The organism is Methylobacterium sp. NPDC097929 (assembly GCF_049543375.1).
In the GTDB taxonomy this organism is placed as follows: Bacteria; Pseudomonadota; Alphaproteobacteria; order Rhizobiales; family Beijerinckiaceae; genus Methylobacterium.
On the sequence record NZ_JBMVEP010000009.1, the window covers coordinates 104793 to 123126 of the forward strand.

General features: G+C 70.8%; 17 protein-coding genes. 8 read left to right on the forward strand and 9 right to left on the reverse strand.

Annotated features, from left to right (window positions below; translation table 11 throughout):
- Positions 1 to 32: 32 nt before the first annotated feature.
- Genes ACPCJR_RS19395 through ACPCJR_RS19405 form a run of 3 tightly spaced genes read right to left on the reverse strand, consistent with a single transcriptional unit; the run spans position 33 to position 4820 of the window.
- Positions 33 to 2870 (reverse strand): DUF4159 domain-containing protein, encoded by a 2838-nt coding sequence (locus tag ACPCJR_RS19395; RefSeq protein WP_391514198.1) that lies wholly within the window; start codon positions 2868 to 2870, stop codon positions 33 to 35.
- Between the two features lie 13 nt (positions 2871 to 2883).
- Positions 2884 to 3798, reverse strand: a complete 915-nt coding sequence (locus ACPCJR_RS19400) for a DUF58 domain-containing protein (protein ID WP_391514196.1) — start codon at positions 3796 to 3798, stop codon at positions 2884 to 2886.
- A gap of 11 nt (positions 3799 to 3809) precedes the next feature.
- Positions 3810 to 4820 carry an AAA family ATPase gene (locus tag ACPCJR_RS19405; RefSeq protein ID WP_391514194.1) on the reverse strand — a complete coding sequence of 337 codons (1011 nt, stop codon included), beginning with the start codon at positions 4818 to 4820 and terminating at the stop codon, positions 3810 to 3812.
- A 200-nt stretch (positions 4821 to 5020) separates the two neighbouring features.
- Between ACPCJR_RS19405 and ACPCJR_RS19410 the strand changes: the two genes are divergently transcribed.
- The 5 genes from ACPCJR_RS19410 to ACPCJR_RS19430 are packed head-to-tail and all read left to right on the forward strand — an operon-like array spanning position 5021 to position 8279.
- Positions 5021 to 5455 carry a PaaI family thioesterase gene (locus tag ACPCJR_RS19410; protein ID WP_391514193.1) on the forward strand — a complete coding sequence of 145 codons (435 nt, stop codon included), beginning with the start codon at positions 5021 to 5023 and terminating at the stop codon, positions 5453 to 5455.
- A complete protein-coding gene (locus ACPCJR_RS19415; protein ID WP_391514191.1) occupies positions 5452 to 6048 on the forward strand; it encodes a DUF1285 domain-containing protein in 597 nt (198 codons plus the stop codon). Before ACPCJR_RS19410 ends, ACPCJR_RS19415 begins: the two co-directional genes overlap by 4 nt.
- The gene (locus tag ACPCJR_RS19420) at positions 6045 to 6713 is read left to right on the forward strand and encodes a CoA pyrophosphatase (RefSeq protein WP_391514189.1); all 669 of its coding nucleotides are present in this window, start codon (positions 6045 to 6047) and stop codon (positions 6711 to 6713) included. The genes ACPCJR_RS19415 and ACPCJR_RS19420 overlap by 4 nt, the downstream gene beginning before the upstream one ends.
- Positions 6714 to 6765: 52 nt before the next feature.
- Positions 6766 to 7023, forward strand: a complete 258-nt coding sequence (locus tag ACPCJR_RS19425) for a DUF6111 family protein (protein WP_391514187.1) — start codon at positions 6766 to 6768, stop codon at positions 7021 to 7023.
- Between the two features lie 53 nt (positions 7024 to 7076).
- A complete protein-coding gene (locus ACPCJR_RS19430) occupies positions 7077 to 8279 on the forward strand; it encodes a CCA tRNA nucleotidyltransferase (RefSeq protein ID WP_391514356.1) in 1203 nt (400 codons plus the stop codon).
- Positions 8280 to 8367: 88 nt separating this feature from the next.
- On the opposite strand, the gene ACPCJR_RS19435 is transcribed toward ACPCJR_RS19430, so the two are convergent.
- The 5 genes from ACPCJR_RS19435 to ACPCJR_RS19455 form a co-directional block, all read right to left on the reverse strand.
- Positions 8368 to 8775 (reverse strand): F0F1 ATP synthase subunit epsilon, encoded by a 408-nt coding sequence (locus ACPCJR_RS19435; RefSeq protein ID WP_110350517.1) that lies wholly within the window; start codon positions 8773 to 8775, stop codon positions 8368 to 8370.
- Between the two features lie 157 nt (positions 8776 to 8932).
- Positions 8933 to 10387, reverse strand: a complete 1455-nt coding sequence (atpD, locus tag ACPCJR_RS19440) for a F0F1 ATP synthase subunit beta (RefSeq protein WP_391514185.1) — start codon at positions 10385 to 10387, stop codon at positions 8933 to 8935.
- 24 nt (positions 10388 to 10411) lie between these two features.
- A complete protein-coding gene (locus tag ACPCJR_RS19445; protein ID WP_391514183.1) occupies positions 10412 to 11299 on the reverse strand; it encodes a F0F1 ATP synthase subunit gamma in 888 nt (295 codons plus the stop codon).
- A gap of 108 nt (positions 11300 to 11407) precedes the next feature.
- Positions 11408 to 12937, reverse strand: a complete 1530-nt coding sequence (atpA, locus tag ACPCJR_RS19450; protein WP_391514181.1) for a F0F1 ATP synthase subunit alpha — start codon at positions 12935 to 12937, stop codon at positions 11408 to 11410.
- A 73-nt stretch (positions 12938 to 13010) separates the two neighbouring features.
- Positions 13011 to 13580, reverse strand: coding sequence for a F0F1 ATP synthase subunit delta (locus tag ACPCJR_RS19455; RefSeq protein ID WP_391514179.1), 570 nt, complete (start codon positions 13578 to 13580; stop codon positions 13011 to 13013).
- A 286-nt stretch (positions 13581 to 13866) separates the two neighbouring features.
- Between ACPCJR_RS19455 and ACPCJR_RS19460 the strand changes: the two genes are divergently transcribed.
- Entirely contained in the window at positions 13867 to 14310 is a 444-nt protein-coding gene (locus tag ACPCJR_RS19460; protein ID WP_391514177.1) for a hypothetical protein, read from the forward strand.
- Positions 14311 to 14555: 245 nt separating this feature from the next.
- Here ACPCJR_RS19460 and hemH read toward each other — a convergent pair whose 3' ends face one another.
- Entirely contained in the window at positions 14556 to 15641 is a 1086-nt protein-coding gene (hemH, locus tag ACPCJR_RS19465) for a ferrochelatase (RefSeq protein ID WP_391514176.1), read from the reverse strand.
- Between the two features lie 203 nt (positions 15642 to 15844).
- On the opposite strand from hemH, the gene ACPCJR_RS19470 reads away from it, so the two are divergent.
- A complete protein-coding gene (locus ACPCJR_RS19470; protein ID WP_391514175.1) occupies positions 15845 to 16801 on the forward strand; it encodes a class I SAM-dependent methyltransferase in 957 nt (318 codons plus the stop codon).
- 9 nt (positions 16802 to 16810) lie between these two features.
- The gene (locus ACPCJR_RS19475; RefSeq protein ID WP_391514173.1) at positions 16811 to 18325 is read left to right on the forward strand and encodes a bifunctional metallophosphatase/5'-nucleotidase; all 1515 of its coding nucleotides are present in this window, start codon (positions 16811 to 16813) and stop codon (positions 18323 to 18325) included.
- Positions 18326 to 18334 lie beyond the last annotated feature (9 nt).

Here is an 18334-nt window from a genome sequence, read left to right on the forward strand (position 1 = left end):
AGGGATTTTGGAGGCGCGTGTCTTCGAAAACATCACTGCCCCAACCGCTCCAGCAGCGCCGGCACGTGCACCTGATCGGCCTTGTAGTTTCCGGTCAGCGTGTAGATCACGATGTTGATGCCGCCGCGGAAGGCCATCTCGCGCTGGCGCTGGTCGCCGCCGGAGACGGGGTAGAGCGGCTCGCCGTTGCGGCCGAGCGCCCAGGCGGCGGCGAGGTCGTTGCCGGTGATGATGATCGGGGTGACGCCGTCCCCGGCCCGGGCCGGGCGGCGCTCGCCGCCCTCGCCCGCGGGCGGAAGCGTCTCGACCCAGGTCTGGCCCGTGCTGGTGCGGCCGGGGAAGGCGTCGACGAGGTAGAAGGCCTTGGTCAGCACGTGGTCGGGCGGCACGGGCTCGAGTTCGGGCACTTCGAGGGTGCCGAGCATCTTGCGCAGATAGGCCGTCTCCGGGGTCGGCGGGCCGCCGGCGCGGGCGGTCTGCCCGTCGCGGGTGTCGAAGATCACCGTTCCGCCGTTGCGCATGAAGGCGTCGATCTTGCGGATCGACGCCTCGCTCGGCTGCGGGCGCCCGGCCACGATCGGCCAGTAGATCAGCGGGTAGAAGGCAAGCTCGTCCTTCTCCAGATTGAGCCCCGCGGGCTCGCCGGGCTCCAGGGCGGTGCGGGCGGCGAGCATCTGGCTCAGGCCGGACAGGCCGGCCCGGCTCGCGGCATCGACCGCCGCATCCCCCGTGACGACGAAGGCGAGCCGGGTGGCGAGCGCCGATTCGATGCCGTTCGGCCGGTTGGCGGGCGGCTCCTGCGCCTGCGCCGGAACCGGAGCAATCAGGAGGGCGAGGCCGAGCAGCGCCGGGAGAAGGAGCGCGGCCGGCGCCGCGCGACCGCGCAAGGCTTTTCCGGGCCCGCGAAGGAAGCCGCCGAGCCAGAGCCCGGCCAGGGTGTCGAGCGCGAGCAGGGCGAGAGCGAGGCTGAACAGCAGCGCGCGCAGATCCAGGGTCTCGGCGCCCGCGAGCGAGCCCATCCGGGCCCCCTGGAGTGCGGTGAGGTCGAGGGCTTCGAGCCGGTCGCCGGGCACCAGCGCGTTGACGGCGATGCCGCCCTCCGCCGTGCCGTAGAAGCCCGGCGGGTGCTCGGGGCCGGCGCGGTCGGTAAAGTCGGCGGGCACCGCCGTGGCGCTGGCCGGCGGCGAGCCGAGCGCGCCGAAACCGTCGAGGGTCAGGCGCGGCGCCAGCAGCGCGGCCTTGGCCTGCCGCCCGTCGCCCTCGCCGAGCTTGGCCGAGGGGCCGGCGAGCCCGACCACCCGGCGCAGCATGTCCACGAACAGGCCCGACAGGGGCAGGTTCGACCACGTGGTGTCGGCGGTCACGTGAAACAGCACCACGAGCCCCTGCCCCCGCTTCTCGGCCGTGACGATCGGCGTTCCGTCCTGCAGCGACGCCCAGGTCTTGCCCGGCAGGTCGCCGTCGGGCTCGGCCAGGATCTGGCGACGCACGCCGATATCGGCGGGCGGGTTCAGCCCGGCGAACGGGCTCTCGGGGGCGAAGGCCGCGAGCGTCTTCGGCCGGTCCCAGGAGAGCGTGCCGCCGAGCGAGCGCCCGCCCCGGCGCAGGCGCACCGGCACGAGCGGGTCGTTGCCGGCGGCCAGCCGCGGCCCAGCGAAGCGCAGGAGCAGGCCGCCCTCGTCCACGAACGTCTGGACCCGCGCGAGGGTGCGCTCGTCCAGCGCGCCGACATCGGCGAGCGCCAGCACGGAGACCTGATTGTCGAGCATCTGGCCGATGGATTCGGCCGTGCCCTGGCCGCCGCGGGGCTGCTGCACGTCGGCAAAGGGGTTGAGCGCCTTGGCGAGGTAGTAGGTCGGCGCGAGCAGCGGCTGGGCCTGATCCAGCGTGCCGCCGAAGACGAGGCCGACCCGGCGGCGCTTGCCGCGCTCGTCCATCAGCACCACGGCGCCGGCGGAGCGCTCGCCCTCGATCTCGAGCCGGGCGATGGCGTTACGCAGCTCCACCGGCAGATCGAAGCCGACACTCGTCTCGCGCGCCTCCGGCTCCAGGGTGAAGCGGCTCTCGGCCAGCGGCAGGCCCTTCTGGTCGAGCGCCCGCACCAGCCCGGTATCGCGGCCGTTTCCTTGCGCCCGCAGCACCTGCGCCGAGAGCTTCTCGCCCGGCTGCATCGGCGAGCCTTCGAGCGCGAGCGCCGGGGAGCGCTCGGCCTTCAGCACGGTCACGGCGCTGCCGTTGCGGCCGGCCATTTCGCCGAGGGTCTTGGCGAAATCCGCCTCGCCCGCGCCGCGCACGCCGTCGCTGATCCAGACGATCGAGGCACCGGACGCCCGCTCGAGGAACGTGCCGATCGAGGCCAGATGCGCGCCCCGGTCACCGAGATGCGGGCGCGGCTGGATCGCCCGCAGGCGCTCCAGGGCGGTGGCCGGGGCCTTCGCCTCGAAGGGAGCAGGTGCCTCCGCACTCGCGACCAGGGCCACCGGGCGCCCGTCGCGGGCGGCGGCCTCGATCTCGTCGGTCGCCGCACGCAGGCGGTCGCGCCAATCGTGGGCCGCGACGAAGCCGTTGTCGAGAATGAGGAGCAGGGGCTCTCGTCCCGCGGCGGCGCCGATGCCGCCGGGATTCCAGACCGGCCCCGCCACGGCGAGGATCAGGCAGGCGGCGGCGAGGATGCGCAGGATCAGGAGCCAGGGCGGCGTGCGGGCCGGCGTCTCGCGCTTGGGCAGCAGGTCGGCGACGAGCGCCAGCGGCGGGAAGGGGATGCGGCGCGGGCGCGGCGGCGTGACCCGCAGCAGGATCCACAGGGCCGGCAGCGCGACCAGGGCGGCGAGCGCGAGCGGCGCGGCGAAGGTGAGCGGAACTCCGAACAATGCGGTTCGCCTTTCAGCCGAGCCCGCGCGCGGCGGCGACGAGAGTGAGCAGCCGCAGGGCCGCCTCGCTCGCCGGCCGGTCGGTGCGGTGGATCGTCAGCGTCCAGCCCCGCTGACGGGCGATCTCCGAGAGGCCGTCGCGGTGCGCCGCGATGCGGCCGCGATAGGCCTCGCCCCAGGCGCCCGCCTCGCCGATATCGAGGCTCAAGCCGCCTTCGGGATCGTGCAGCACGGTCTGGCCCGTGAAGGGGAAGGTTTCCTCCACCGGATCGGCCACGAGCACGAGATGGCCGCGATTGCCGTGGACGGAATTGGCCTGCACCGCCTCCCGCACCCGGTCGAGCGGCGTGAGGAAATCGCTGATTAGCACGACCTCGTCGAAGCGGCCCGGCCGGGCCGCCGGCGGCAGATCCTGGGTGAGCCCGGCCCGGTCGTTGACCAAAGCCTGGGCCAGCGTCTCGACGATGCCCCGGGTGGCGCTGGCGCGGGTGAGCCCGAGCAGGCCGACGCGCTCGCCGCCCTCCACGAAGGTGTCGGCCAGCGCCAGCCCCAGCACCAGCGCCCGCTCGACCTTGGAGGTCTGGGCCAATTCGGAAGCGAAGCCCATGGAGGCCGAGCGGTCGATCCAGATCCAGATATTGTGGGCGGCCTCCCACTCGCGCTCGCGCACGTAGAGCCGGTCGTCGCGGGCCGAGCGGCGCCAGTCGATGCGCGCGGCGGCCTCGCCGGTGACGAAGGGGCGGAACTGCCAGAAGCTCTCGCCCGGCCCCGCGCGGCGGCGCCCGTGCAGGCCGTGCGCCAGGGTGCCGGAGACCCGCCGCGATTCGAGCACGAGCCGCGGCATCACCTCGGCGAGTGCGAGCGCCCCGCCGGTCTCGGGGCCGCCGGGGCGGCGGTGGTCGGCCTCGACGAGCCGGGCGGAGGCCATGCGCGCCGGTCTCAGAGCTTGGCGACGAGCTGGCCGATCAGGCCGGTCACCGTCTCGCCGTCGGCTCGTGCGGCGAAGGTCACCGCCATGCGGTGCTTCAGCACCGGCTCGGCCAGCGCCTTCACGTCGGCGACGGAGGGGGCGACGCGGCCCTCGATCAGGGCGCGGGCACGCACGGCCAGCGTCAGCGCCTGGCTGGCGCGGGGGCCGGGCCCCCAGAGCAGCTTCTTGCCGACCGCCGGATCGCCGCCCTCGGGGCGGGCCGAACGCACGAGGTCGAGGATGGCATCGACCACCGCGTCGCCCACCGGCAGGCGCCGCACCAGGCGCTGGGCCGTGAGCAGCTGTTCGGTGTTCATCACGGTCTGCGCCCGCGCATCCTCGACGCCGGTCGTCTCGATCAGGATGCGGCGCTCGGCGGCGCGGTCGGGGTAGCCGACATCGATCTCCAAGAGGAAGCGGTCGAGCTGCGCCTCGGGCAGCGGATAGGTGCCCTCCTGCTCGATCGGGTTCTGCGTCGCCAGCACGTGGAAGGGGCGCGGCAGGTCGTGGCGCTCGCCCGCCACCGAGACGAAATGCTCCTGCATCGCCTGGAGCAGGGCCGATTGCGTGCGCGGGCTCGCCCGGTTGATCTCGTCGGCCATCAGGAGCTGGGTGAAGACCGGCCCCTTCACGAAGCGGAAGGAGCGGCGGCGCTCGGCATCCTCGTCGAGGATCTCGGTGCCGAGGATGTCGGAGGGCATCAGATCCGGTGTGAACTGCACGCGGCGGGCATCGAGCCCCAGCACGGTGCCCAGCGTCTCCACCAGCTTGGTCTTGGCCAGACCCGGCAGGCCGACGAGCAGGCCGTGGCCGCCGGCCAGGATCGTGACCAGCGCCAGATCGACGATCTTCTCCTGGCCGAAGATGACCCCGTGGATCGCCTCTCGCGCCTCACCAATCGCGGCAAGGCAGCTCTCGGCGGTGGCGACGATCCCGTCGTCGAGGCTCGTCGTGCTGGCCGGTCCGGCGCCCTGTGCCATGAAGTGAACCTTGCGATGACCGGGCTCGAATGCCCGGGAAAGCGGCGAGTCTGGCGCCGAACGCGCTTCGAACGCAAGCGCGGCGCTGCCGCGCGGCAGATCGGCACTATATGGCCCGCCTGCTGGCGCAGGGCAGGATGCCCGCGACATCGTGCATCGCGGCGGGGCCTCTGCCCCGCGGGGGCGGGAGGCGAGACCGGATGACGGACGAGGAGAGCGCGGCGTTTCCCGAGGGCTGGGAGGCCTTCACCGATCCCGGCTTCATCGCCCATGTCGGCCCGGTCTATCACCGCACCGTCGGGGGCCGGAAGGAATTCGCCGTCCGCACCGACGAGCGGCACGGCAACCTCGTCGGCATCGTCCACGGCGGCATGCTGCTGACCTTCGCCGACCGGGCGCTCAGCATCGTGGTGCGCGACGCCTGCGACGGGGCACGCGCCGTGACCATCGAGATGTCGAGTCAGTTCGTCGGCGCGGCCCAGATCGGCGACCTGATCGAGACCGTGCCGGAGATCGTGCGGAAAACCTCGTCCCTCGTCTTCGTGCGCGGCACGCTCACGAGCGGCGGCCGGCCGCTTGCGGCGGTGACGGGCATCTGGAAGGTTCTGCGGGACAAGCCCGGCGACCCGTCATGACCCAGCCCGCCTCCGACGATCCGGCCCTCGCCCGCCTCAGCGCCGCCCTCGGCGAGATCGGCCGGGATTCGGCCAAGCGCGGCCTGCCGCCGGTGGAGCAATGGCATCCGCAGCATTGCGGGGACATCGACATCCGCATCGGTGCCGACGGCACGTGGTTCCACAACGGCTCGGCCATCCGCCGGCCCAAGCTCGTCCGGCTGTTCGCCTCGATCCTGCGAAAGGAGCCGGACGGCTCGACCGTGCTCGTGACCCCCGCCGAGCGCGTGCGCATCCAAGTGGACGACGCGCCCTTTTCCGCCGTCGAGATGGCGGTGGAGGGCGAGGGCGAAGGCCGCCGCATCGCCTTCCGCACCAACGTGGACGACCTCGTGCCGGCCGATGCCGAGCATCCCTTGCGCTTCGAGCACGGGCCGGAGGGCCTCAAGCCCTATCTCCACGTGCGCCGCGACCTGTGGGCCCTGGTGAGCCGCCCCCTCACCTACGATCTCGTGGAGCTGGGCGAGGAGGGGGTGATCGACGGGGCGGCGTGGTTCGGGCTCTGGGCCGGCGGCCACTTCCACCGCATCGCCCCCGTCGGGGACGCCACTTGAGATTGCCCGACGGCGTGGCCGGCCCGTCCGCGGAGGATTTCGGTCTCGACGCCTTCCTCGCGCGGGCGGAGACCCGCCTGAGCCACGTGCCGCCGGGACCGAACGCGCCGCTGGCCAACCCGCGCGGCGACCACGATCTGGACCCCGAAGGATTCGCGGTGGCCCCGGCCGCCCCGCACCGCCACGCCGCGGTGCTGGTGCCGGTGATCGAGCGGGAGGACGGCGCGACGCTGCTGTTCACGAAGCGGGCGGCACACTTGCGCGACCATTCGGGGCAGGTGGCCTTTCCCGGCGGCAAGGTCGATCCCGAGGATACCTCGCCGGTCGACACGGCGCTGCGGGAGGCGCGCGAGGAGATCGGCCTGGAGCGCGGGGTGCGTCCGCTCGGCTATCTCGATCCCTATCTCTCGGCGACCGGCTTCCTCGTGGTGCCCGTGGTCGGCCTCGTGGCCCGCGACGCCGCCCTGCGCCCGAACCCGGCGGAGGTGGCCTCCTGCTTCGAGGTGCCGCTGGCCTTCCTGATGGATCCGGCGCGGCATCTCGTCCGCTCGGGAGAATGGCGGGGCCGGACGCGCTATTACTATGCCATCCCCTTCGCCGAGCACCTGATCTGGGGTGTCACGGCGGGGATCGTGCATAATCTCTACGAACGCCTCTACGCCTGAGCGCCCGAAGACCGGGCGGCCCGCCGGATTCTTCGCGAGACACGCGCCCTCGATGCTCCGCCTCGTCCTTCAGGAAATCCTCCTGTTCTCCCTGCCCTTCCTGGCCTTCGCGGGCTGGCTGCTGTTCGCGCGGCGCTCGCCGCTCGACCATGCGGAGTGGCGCCCGCACTGGACCCGGCTCGTTCTGGCCGGCCTGTTCATCGTCGTCGCCTCCCTCCTGATGATCGGGCTGACGGCGAAGCGCCACGAGGACGGCTACGTGCCGCCGCGCTTCGAGAACGGGCGGCTGGTGCCGGGCCATTTCCGGTGATCCCCGGCGCGCTTCCCCCGCCGCTGGACCCGGGCGGCCCGGCCCGGCTCCTCATGCAGGAGGGCGTGCAGGCCTGCCTCGCGGCCCTGGAGGCGGAGGGCGAGGAGACGCGCCTCGTCGGCGGCTGCGTGCGCGACGCCCTTCTCGGCGTGATCGCCAGCGACATCGACCTGACGACGACGCTGGGGCCCGAGGCGGTGATGGCGCGCGCCCGCACCGCCGGCCTCAAGGCGGTGCCGACGGGAATCGAGCACGGCACGGTCACCCTGGTGGTCGCGGGCCGGCCGCACGAGGTGACGACCCTGCGCGAGGATGTGGAGACCGACGGGCGCCACGCGGTGGTGCGCTTCGGCCGCGACTTCGTCCGCGATGCCGAGCGGCGCGATTTCACCATCAATGCCCTCTCGCTGGACGCGGAGGGCCGCCTGCACGACAGGACGGACGGCGTGGCCGACCTCGCCGCGGGTCGGGTGCGCTTCATCGGCGATGCCGCGACCCGCATCCGCGAGGACGCCCTGCGGCTCCTGCGCTTCTTCCGCTTCCACGCCCGCTACGGACGCGGCGCACCGGATGCGGAGGGACTCGCCGCCGCGATCGCCGCGCGCGACAGCCTCGACCGGCTCTCGCGGGAGCGGGTGCGCGCGGAAGTCCTGAAGCTGCTCACGGCGCCCCGCGCGGTCGATGCGGTCGCCAGCTTGAGCGAGACCGGCCTGCTCCCCCGCATCCTCGGCGGCGTCGGCGAACTCGGCCGGCTCGCCCGCTGCGCCGCGGCCGAACCGCCCCTCGACGCGACCGCCCGCCTCGCGGCTCTGGCCGTGCGCACCGGCGAGGATGCCGACCGCCTGCAGGCCGACCTGCGCCTGTCGCGCAGCGAACATGCGCGGCTCTCCGGCTACGCCGCGGCGCTGGCCGCCCTGCACGACCGGCCGGAGATCGAGGGGGGCGACGTGCCCGCGCTCGTGGCGACCTACGGGGCCGAGCCACTGCAGGAGGTGCTGGTCGCGCTCGCCGGCGAACCGCGCCCGCGCGTGAGGCCGGAGGCCCGCGCCGCACTCGACCGCGCGGCGGCCTCCGGCACGCGGCCGGTCCTGCCCGTCACGGGCGCCGACCTCGTCGCGCGGGGCGTGCCGCCGGGGCGCGCCGTCGGGGCGGGATTGAGGGCCGCCCGGGACCTCTGGCTCGCCAGCGGCTGCCCCGAGGACGCGGCGGCCCGGGAACGGCTGATCGCCCGGGCGCTGGAGGCGGCCGGGCCGTGACGCCGGCGCCGATCGACGAGATGGCCCCGGAAATGGAAAAAGGCGCCGGTTTCCCGGCGCCTCCCGTCCTTTCCGAGACCGATCCCGATCAGGAGCGGAGGTTCAGCGTGTGCTTGGCCTCTTCCATCTGAACGATCTGGGCGTTCAGGGCCTCGCGCTTGGCGTAGTCCGTGGTGGCGTCGTGGAGCAACTGGACCGCCTCGATCTCCTTGTCGATCATGGCGGGCGTGACTTCCTCGATCGGCGCGGCGCGCTCGGCCAGGACCGTCACGGAGGTCGGGCCGATATCGGCGAAGCCGCCCTGCACGTAGATGCGCTTGCCGCTGCCGGAGCGCTCCTGAACCGTGATGACGCCCACCTTGAGGGTGGTCAGCACCGGGGCATGACCCGGCAGAACGGTCATCTCGCCCTCGGAGCCGGGAAGCTGCACCGCCTCGACCTCGCCGGAATACAGCGTCCGCTCGGGGCCGACGAAATCGAAGTGGAAGGTGGACATTCTGAAGGTCCCGAGTTGGTGTCCGCGAACTCCGGCGGTCCCGGCAGGAACCGCGGCGCCCGGCTTCGCTCAAGTGCCGTGCGTGGGCCCGATCCGTGATCGGGCTCCGCGAGGAGGGGAACGGCCCGCAATCGCGGCCGCCCCTCGCCCGCTTGCCTTAGGCGGCGAGCTTCTTGGCCTTCTCCTGGGCCTCCTCGATGGAGCCGACCATGTAGAAGGCGGCCTCCGGCAGGTCGTCGTACTTGCCCTCGACCAGACCCTTGAAGCCCTTGATCGTGTCCTCGAGCGCGACGAGCTTGCCCGGCGAGCCGGTGAACACCTCGGCGACGTGGAACGGCTGGGAGAGGAAGCGCTCGATCTTACGGGCGCGGGCCACCGTCAGCTTGTCCTCTTCCGAGAGCTCGTCCATGCCCAGGATCGCAATGATGTCCTGGAGCGACTTGTAGCGCTGCAGGGTCTGCTGGACGCGGCGGGCCACGTCGTAGTGCTCCTCACCGAGGATCGCCGGCGAGAGCATGCGCGAGGTGGAGTCGAGCGGGTCCACGGCCGGGTAGATGCCCTTCTCGGCGATCGAGCGCGAGAGCACGGTCGTGGCGTCGAGGTGGGCGAACGAGGCGGCGGGCGCCGGGTCGGTCAGGTCGTCGGCCGGCACGTAGATCGCCTGCACCGAGGTGATCGAGCCCTTGGTCGTGGTGGTGATGCGCTCCTGCAGGGCGCCCATGTCGGTGGCCAGCGTCGGCTGGTAGCCCACCGCGGAGGGGATGCGGCCCAGAAGCGCCGACACCTCGGAGCCCGCCTGCGTGAAGCGGAAGATGTTGTCGACGAAGAACAGCACGTCCTGGCCCTCGTCGCGGAACTGCTCGGCGATGGTCAGGCCGGTCAGGGCCACGCGGGAGCGGGCGCCGGGCGACTCGTTCATCTGGCCGTAGACCAGCGCGCACTTGGAGCCCTCGGCCGAGCCGTTGTTCTCCTTGGGGTTCTTGTTGACGTTGGACTCGATCATCTCGTGGTAGAGATCGTTGCCCTCACGCGTCCGCTCGCCGACGCCGGCGAAGACCGAGTAGCCCGAGTGCGCCTTGGCGATGTTGTTGATCAGCTCCATGATCAGCACGGTCTTGCCGACGCCGGCGCCGCCGAACAGGCCGATCTTGCCGCCCTTGGCGTAGGGGGCGAGCAGGTCCACCACCTTGATGCCGGTGACGAGGATCTGCGCCTCGGTCGACTGCTCGTCGTAGGAGGGCGCCGGCTGGTGGATGGCGCGGAAGGTGTCGGCCTCGATCGGGCCGGCCTCGTCGATCGGCTCGCCGATGACGTTCATGATGCGGCCCAGCGTGTTGTGGCCGACCGGCACCCGGATCGGCGCGCCGGTGTCGGAGACCTCCTGGCCGCGCACGAGGCCTTCCGAGGTGTCCATGGCGATGCAGCGCACCGTGTTCTCGCCGAGCTGCTGCGCCACTTCGAGCACGAGGCGGTTGCCCTGGTTCTTGGTCTCCAGCGCGTTCAGGATCTCCGGCAGGTAGCCGTCGAACTGCACGTCGACCACGGGGCCGATGACCTGGGTGATGCGGCCCTTGGCGTTGGAAGCCGTGGCGGGGGAAGCGGTGTTCGCCATTGCGATGAGTCCTCTATGCGGCGGTCAGAGCGCTTCCGCGCCCGAAATGATCTCGATGAGTTCCTTGGTGATCATGGCCTGACGCGTGCGGTTGTAGATCAGCGTCTGCTTCTTGATCATCTCGCCCGCGTTGCGGGTCGCGGAGTCCATGGCGCTCATGCGCGCGCCCTGCTCGGAGGCGGCGTTCTCCAGGAGCGCCCGGTAGACCTGCACCGTGAGGTTCTTCGGCAGCAGGGTTTCGAGGATGGTTTCCTCGTTCGGCTCGAACTCGAGCGCCGCATCGGCGCCCTGAGCGGTGCCCGTCTCTCCGGCGGGCGGCAGCTCGGCCGGGATGATCTTCTGCGCCGTCGGGATCTGCGAGATCACCGAGCGGAACTCGGAGTAGAACAGGGTCGCCACGTCGAACTCGCCGGCCTCGAAGCGGGCGAGGATGTCGTCGGCGATCTCGGCGGCGAAGGGGTAGTCGACCGGCTTGTTGCCGCGGATGTCGCGCGAGGCGATGATCTGGTCACGGAACTGGCGGCGCAGGACGTCGAGGCCCTTCTTGCCGACCGTCATGATCTTGACGGTCTTGCCCTCGGCCATGAGCCGGTTGGCGTGCTCGCGGGCCAGACGCGCGATCGAGGAGTTGAAGGCGCCGGCCAGACCGCGGTCGCCGGTGCAGACCACGAGCAGGTGGACGCGGTCCTGGCCCGTGCCGGAGAGCAGGCGCGGGGCGCCGACGCCGCCGATCAGGTTGCCCGCGAGGTTGCCGAGCACCTGCGCCATCTTCTCGGCGTAGGGACGCCCGTTCTCGGCGGCATTCTGGGCGCGCCGCAGCTTGGCGGCGGCGACCATCTGCATCGCCTTGGTGATCTTCTGCGTCGCCTTCACCGAGGTGATGCGGTTGCGCAGATCCTTCAAACTCGGCATCGGCGGATTTCCAGATCGCTCGCGGACGTCTCGGCGACGGCCGCTCTCCGGGGAGAGCGGCCGCCTGGCACTACTTCTTCGCTTCGCCGCTTGTCGGCAGCGCGGGCGTCAGGCGACGGACTTGGCGACGGCCTCGACCACGCCCTTGAGGGTGTTGGCGTTGGCGTCCGAGAGGTCCTTGGAGTCGCGCACCGAGTCGAGCCAATCCTGGTGCTTCGAGCGCAGGGTGCCGAGCAGCTGGTCCTCGAAGGCGCGGACCTTGTTGACCGGCAGCTTGTCGAGGTAGCCGTTCACGCCGGCGTAGATCACCGCGACCTGCTCTTCCATCTTCAGCGGCGAGAATTGCGGCTGCTTCAGGAGCTCGGTCAGGCGCGCGCCGCGGTTGAGCAGGCGCTGGGTCGAGGCGTCGAGGTCGGAGCCGAACTGGGCGAAGGCCGCCATCTCGCGGTACTGCGCCAGCTCGCCCTTGATCTTGCCGGCGACCTTCTTCATCGCCTTGGTCTGGGCCGAGGAGCCCACCCGCGAGACCGAGAGGCCGACGTTCACCGCCGGGCGGACGCCCTGGTAGAACAGGTCGGTCTCGAGGAAGATCTGGCCGTCGGTGATCGAGATCACGTTGGTCGGGATGTAGGCCGAGACGTCGTTGGCCTGGGTCTCGATGACCGGCAGCGCGGTGAGCGAGCCCTTGCCGGCGGCATCGCCCATCTTGGCGGCGCGCTCGAGCAGGCGCGAGTGGAGGTAGAACACGTCGCCCGGATACGCCTCGCGGCCCGGCGGGCGGCGCAGCAGCAGCGACATCTGGCGGTAGGCCACGGCCTGCTTGGAGAGGTCGTCATAGACGATCACGGCGTGCATGCCGTTGTCGCGGAAATACTCGCCCATGGCGCAGCCGGCGAACGGCGCGATGAACTGCATCGGCGCGGCGTCGGAGGCGGTGGCGGCGATGACGATGGAGTATTCCATCGCGCCCTGGTCCTCCAGCACCTTCACGAACTGGGCGACGGTGGAGCGCTTCTGGCCGATGGCGACGTAGACGCAGTAGAGCTTGGCGTTCTCGTCGGTGCCCGAATGGGCCGGCTTCTGGTTGAGGATCGTGTCGAGCGCGATCGCGGTCTTGCCGGTCTGGCGGTCGCCGATGATCAGCTCGCGCTGGCCGCGGCCGACGGGGATCAGGGCGTCGATCGCCTTGAGGCCGGTCGCCATCGGCTCGTGCACGGACTTGCGCGGGATGATGCCCGGGGCCTTCACGTCGACGCGGCGACGCTCGGTCGACTGGATCGGGCCCTTGCCGTCGATCGGGTTGCCGAGGCCGTCGACCACGCGGCCGAGCAGACCCTTGCCGACCGGCACGTCCACGATGGCGCCGGTGCGCTTGACGGTCTGGCCTTCCTTGATCTCGCGGTCGGAGCCGAAGATCACGACGCCGACATTGTCCTGCTCGAGGTTGAGGGCCATGCCGCGCACGCCCGACTCGAACTCGACCATCTCACCGGCCTGGACGTTGTCGAGGCCGTAGACGCGGGCGATGCCGTCGCCGACCGCGAGCACCTGTCCTACTTCCGTGACCTCGGCCTCCTGGCCGAAGTTCTTGATCTGCTCTTTCAGGATCGCGGAGATCTCGGCGGCGCGGATGTCCATCGTCGGGCCTCTTTAAAGGTCGGGTGCGTGTCTGTTCGTCTGTCGGGGTTTACGCGAGGGTCGTGACGACCGCTCAGCGCGCTTCCCGCATGGCGAGGCGGATGCTGTTCAGCTTGGTCCGAAGCGAGGCGTCGACCATGCGCGAGCCCATCTTCACGACGATGCCGCCGATCAGGCTCGGATCGACGTGCAGGTCGATGTCCACGTCGCTCTTGGCGACGTCGCGCAGCGAGGCCTTGATCTCCTCGATCACCGCGTCGGAGGGCTTCTCGGCGACGCGGACCTCGGCGCGGACGATGCCCTTGGCCTCGCGCACCTTCTCGCGATAGGCCCGGATCATCTCCGGCAGGGAGAAGAGGCGGCGGTTGGCGGCCGAGAGCTTGATGAAGTTGGCGGCCAGACCCGTGATGCCGGCGCGGTCGAGCACGGCGCCCACGGCGGCCGTCTGCTCGGCGGCCGAGAAGGCCGGGCTCTTCACGAGCCGGCGCAGGTCGGCGCTCTCGCGGTAGAGCGCGTCGAACGCCTCAAGGTTCTTGGCAACGTCGTCGACCTGCCGCTCTTCGCGGGCCAGCTCGTACAGGGCCAACGCGTAGCGGCCCGCCACACCGGCCAACAGGGGACCCTCGGAACCGTTCTGCGCCACCCGTCGCTCTCTCTTATCCTTGCCCGCCGGCCCCTTGCGCCCGCCCGATCCGGCGGTGCCTCAAAGTCCGTGGGGATTGGAATTGCACCGGGCTCGGAAGGCCTTGAACGGTCTCCCCGCGGCGCGGCTGTCGCCTAGCATGCGATCCGGGGGGGCGCAAGGCAACGTTAGGGCCATGGTTGAGCGGATCGAAGGCATGGCGAACCGGAGCGTGAAGACCCCATGAACGCGTATGCATCAGAGAACTTCCCGCAAAAGTTGATCTCTGGCGCTGGACGGTGCAGCGATGCTTCGCCGGCTGGAGACGATTTGGGCCCGAATGAGCAAGCGCCGTGGGACCCGCCTCGTCGATCTGGCGCTCGGTCCGATCCCGGCCGAGGTGATCAACCTCACGCTCGGCCTTGAACTCGATCCGGGTCCGGTGATCCTGAGCCGGGGCGCGCAGAAGCATGCCCTTTCGTCTCACCCGAGCGAGTATCCGCTCTGCCTGCCTCATGTGGCGGCTGTGGTGGCGAACCCACTTTATCTCGGCGATGATTTCAAGAACGGTGGGAAGATCGAGATGATCGGCCGTGTTCCTGCGATCGGCTCGTTCCTGCTCGTCGCCGTCACGATCGAGCGGGATTCCGCGGGCCGCTACAACGTGTGCAGCTTCTATCCGATCAGCGAGAAGAAGATTCAGCCGCGGCGGGAGCGCGGCTACTTGCGCGTCGCGGTTTTGAGGCGCTGAAAACGACAGAGGCTCCGGTTTCCCGGAGCCTCTGCGAGGTCGTGCAGATCACGAAACGTTGCCGGGATGCCCAACTCCGGATCTCTTCACACCGCCTGCGTGGCATGCCGTGCAGCCGATGCTACTTTGCCCCCGCTTGAGCGTGGGCGCGTGAGGAGGCCGTTCTCACCTCAAATCTCGTGCTCTGCGCACGTTGAGATATGCATACCACCCCTGGTTCCGCAAGGGCATCCGCTGCAGCCCTCTCAGATCCAGCCCTGCAACTCCCGCCGCACCACGTGCTCGATCACGCGCATGCCGAGATCGGAATCGTTGAGGCAGGGAATGAAGGCGTATTTCTCGCCGCCGTTCTCCTCGAAATAGTGGCGGTTCTCGCCGTCGAGTTCCTCCAGCGTCTCCAGGCAGTCGGCGGTGAAGCCCGGCGCCACGATCGCCATGCGCTTCACGCCGGATTTGGCCAGCGCCTGCACGGTCTCGTCGGTGTAGGGCTTGAGCCATTCCTCGTTGCCGAAGCGCGACTGGAAGGTCACGCGCATCTGCTCGGGCGTGTAGCCCATCGCCTCGCGGATCAGCCGGCCGGTCTTGAGGCACTGGCAGTGGTAGGGATCGCCCTTGAGCAGGTAGCTTTTGGGCACGCCGTGGAAGGAGGTGAGGATCACCTCCGGCTCGAAGTCGAGCTTGGCCAGCCCCTCGCGGATCGAATCCGCCATGGCTTGGATGTAGACCGGATCGTCGTGGTAGGGCGGCGAGACCCGCACGGTCGGCTGCCAGCGCATCTGCATCAGAGCCTTGAAGGCCTGGTCGCAGGCGGTGGCCGAGGTGGCCGCCGCGTATTGGGGATAGAGCGGCACGAGCAGGATGCGGTCGCAGCCCTGGTCGAGCAGGGCCTGGATGCGCAGGCTCACCTCCGGCTTGCCGTAGCGCATCGCCCAGTCGACCACGACCGAATCGCCCATCGCCGCCTGCAGCTTCTCGCACTGGCCGCGGGTGATGGTCTTGAGCGGGCCCTCGTCGCGCTCGTTGTTCCAGATGCTGGCGTAGTCGCGGCCCTTCGGCCCCGGGCGCTTGGTCAGGATGATGAGGTTCAGGAGCGGCCACCAGATCAAGCGCGGCACCTCGATCACCCGGCGGTCGGAGAGGAATTCCTTGAGATAGCGGCGCATCGGCCAGTAGCTCGTGCCCTCGGGGGTGCCGAGGTTCATCAAGAGCACGCCGACGCGGCCCGTCCGCACCGCCGGGTGGTCCGGCGGCAGGCTGGTGGGCGCGACCCGCACGGGATCGCGCAGGAGAGTCTCGGGCAAAAGAGCCTCGGGTTGGACGCGTTCGTTCATCGGGTTTCCGGTCACGGGCATCCCGCCTTCCTCAACGCGGCCTCAACGCGGCAAGCGATCCGGTTGTGCGGGCCGGCCGTTCGATCTAGAGCAGGCGGCTTTCCAAGGCCAAGGCTCTCCCGAAAGAGGAAACTCTCGTGGGAGGGTCCGGCCTGTATCTCGGCAAACCCTTTGCCCGAAATCGCTCCGGAGGCCAGCGCGACATGCCGTCCCCCCGCTACTTCCTGAAGCACTTCGTGCCGTTCACCGGCTATCCGTACGAGGGGGCGCCGGCCGCCTGCAACCTGTGCGGATGCCGCGACGCCGTCACCGTGGCCGAGACCGACCGGCGGCTCAAGACCCTGCGCTCGATCGCCTGCATGCAGTGCGGCCTGATCCGCACCGATCCGATGCCGACGCCGGACGAACTGGCCGAATATTATGCGACCGCCTACCGGGCCGACTACCAGCTCGCCTTCTCGGGCGGCCCGCCGCGCCACCATCTCAACCGCTCCGCCCGCGAGGCGACCTTCCGCGCCGACCTGCTGGGACCGAAGCTGAAGCCCGGCGCCCATCTGCTCGATTTCGGCTCGGGCTCCGGCGAGTTCCTGGCGGAGGCCAAGCGGCGCGGCTGCGAGGTGATCGGCGTCGAGCCGGGCCGGGACTACGCGGCCTATGCCCGTGCCCATCACGGCGTCGAGGTGCTCGACGAGGCGGAAGCGCCCGACCGCTTCCCCGCCGGCCATTTCGACGTGATCTCCACGCACCACGTGCTGGAGCACCTGCGCAACCCCGCCGAGACGATGGAGCGGCTGGCCCGCTGGCTGAAGCCCGACGGCGTCCTCTACGCCGCGGTTCCCAACATGGCCGCCACCGGCAAGCCGCCCCACGAGCGCTTCCACTTTGCCCATGTCCACGGCTACGTGCGCGAGACCTTCGATCTGCTCGCCCGCCGCGCCGGCCTCGTGCCGCACACCGAGTACCGGCGGGAGGACACCACGGTGGTCTACCGCAAGACCGACGCGAGCCCCGTCCCGCTCGCCAATCCCGGCCTCGCCGACCGGCTCGCGGTCGATCTGAAACCGGTCTCGGCCGGCCTCTACCTCGCCTCGGGCGCCTGGATCTGGCCGGCGCTCAGGCGCAACGCCAAGGCGGTGCGGGACGGACTCGCCAAACGCTGAGCCCCGGGGATGCGCCCCACCCGCCGCGAGACCGTCGTCGGGCTCGGTGCAGGGCTCGGCGCCGGCTTTCTCGCGGCCGGCAGCGGGACAGCGCTGGCCGGAACGCCGACCTTCACCCTGCTCCTCGTCAACGACATCTACGCGATGGACGCGGTGGAGGGGCGCGGCGGCTTTGCCCGCCTCAACGCCGTGGTGAAGGCCGAGCGCGCCCGCGGCGTGCCGCTGCTCTACGCGCATGCGGGCGACAGCTTCTCGCCCTCGCTGATGTCGGGCTTCGACCGCGGCGCGCACATCGTCGAACTCCTGAACCTGGCCCCGCCCGACTTGTTCGTGCCGGGCAACCATGAATTCGACTTCGGCCCCGAGGTCTTCGCCGAGCGCGTCGCGCAGGCCCGCTTTCCCTTCTACGCCGCCAATCTGCGCGGCGCCGACGGCCAGCCCCTGCCCGGCCTGACGGATTCGGCCCTGATCACGCTGGGCGGCATCCGCCTCGGCCTCGTCGGCATCGCGCTCGAGGCCACGCCGGAGAAGTCGCAATCGGGGAGCTTGCGCTTCGGCCCCGAGATCGCGACCCTGGCCCGCGAGGCGGAACGCCTGCGCGCGGAGGGCGCGCAGATGATCGTCGGCATCGCCCACACGGCGCGGGTGACCGACGAGGCGATCGTGCGGGCGCGCCTCGTCGACATCCTGCTCTCGGGCCACGACCACGACCTGTTCCTGAGCGACGACGGCCAGAGCGTGCTGGCCGAGTCGAGCCACGACGCGCATTACGTCACGGCGATCGACGTGTTCGTCACCGCCAAGCCCGACGGGTCGGTGCGCTGGCGCGCCGCTTTCCGCATCCACGACACCGCGGAGGTGGCGCCCGATCCCGAGACGCTGGCCCTGGTGCGCCGGCTCGAGGGCGACCTGTCCCGGGAACTCGATGTCGTGCTCGGCACGACGGAGGCACCGTTGGACAGCCGGATCGCCTCGGTGCGGGCGCGGGAGGCGAGCTTCGGCAGCCTCGTGGCCGACGCGGTGCGGGCCGGCACCGGCGCCGAGATCGGCCTGATGAACGGCGGCGGCATCCGCGGCGACCGGCTCTATCCGGCGGGGGCGCAGCTCACCCGGCGCGACATCCTCTCCGAACTGCCCTTCGGCAACACCACGGTGCTGGTCGCGATCGACGGGGCGACCCTGCGCGAGGCCCTGGAGAACGGGTATCGCGATCTCGGCCGCAACTCGGGCCGCTTCCTGCAGATCTCGGGCCTGACGGTCACCCTCGACCCGAAGGCCCCGCCGGGCGCACGCGTCGTCTCGGCGACGGTGGGCGACGCAGCCCTCGAGGCGGGCCGCACCTACCGCGTCGCGGCCAACGACTTCATGCTGCGCGGCGGCAACGATTACGGGATGCTGGCCCGGGGCCGCATCCTGATCGGCGGCACCGACGGAACCCTCCTGGCCAACACGGTGATGGCCTATATCCGCGCCCACGCGCCGCTGCCCGCCGAGACCGGAGGGCGCATCAGGGTACTTGCGTAGGAAATCCGC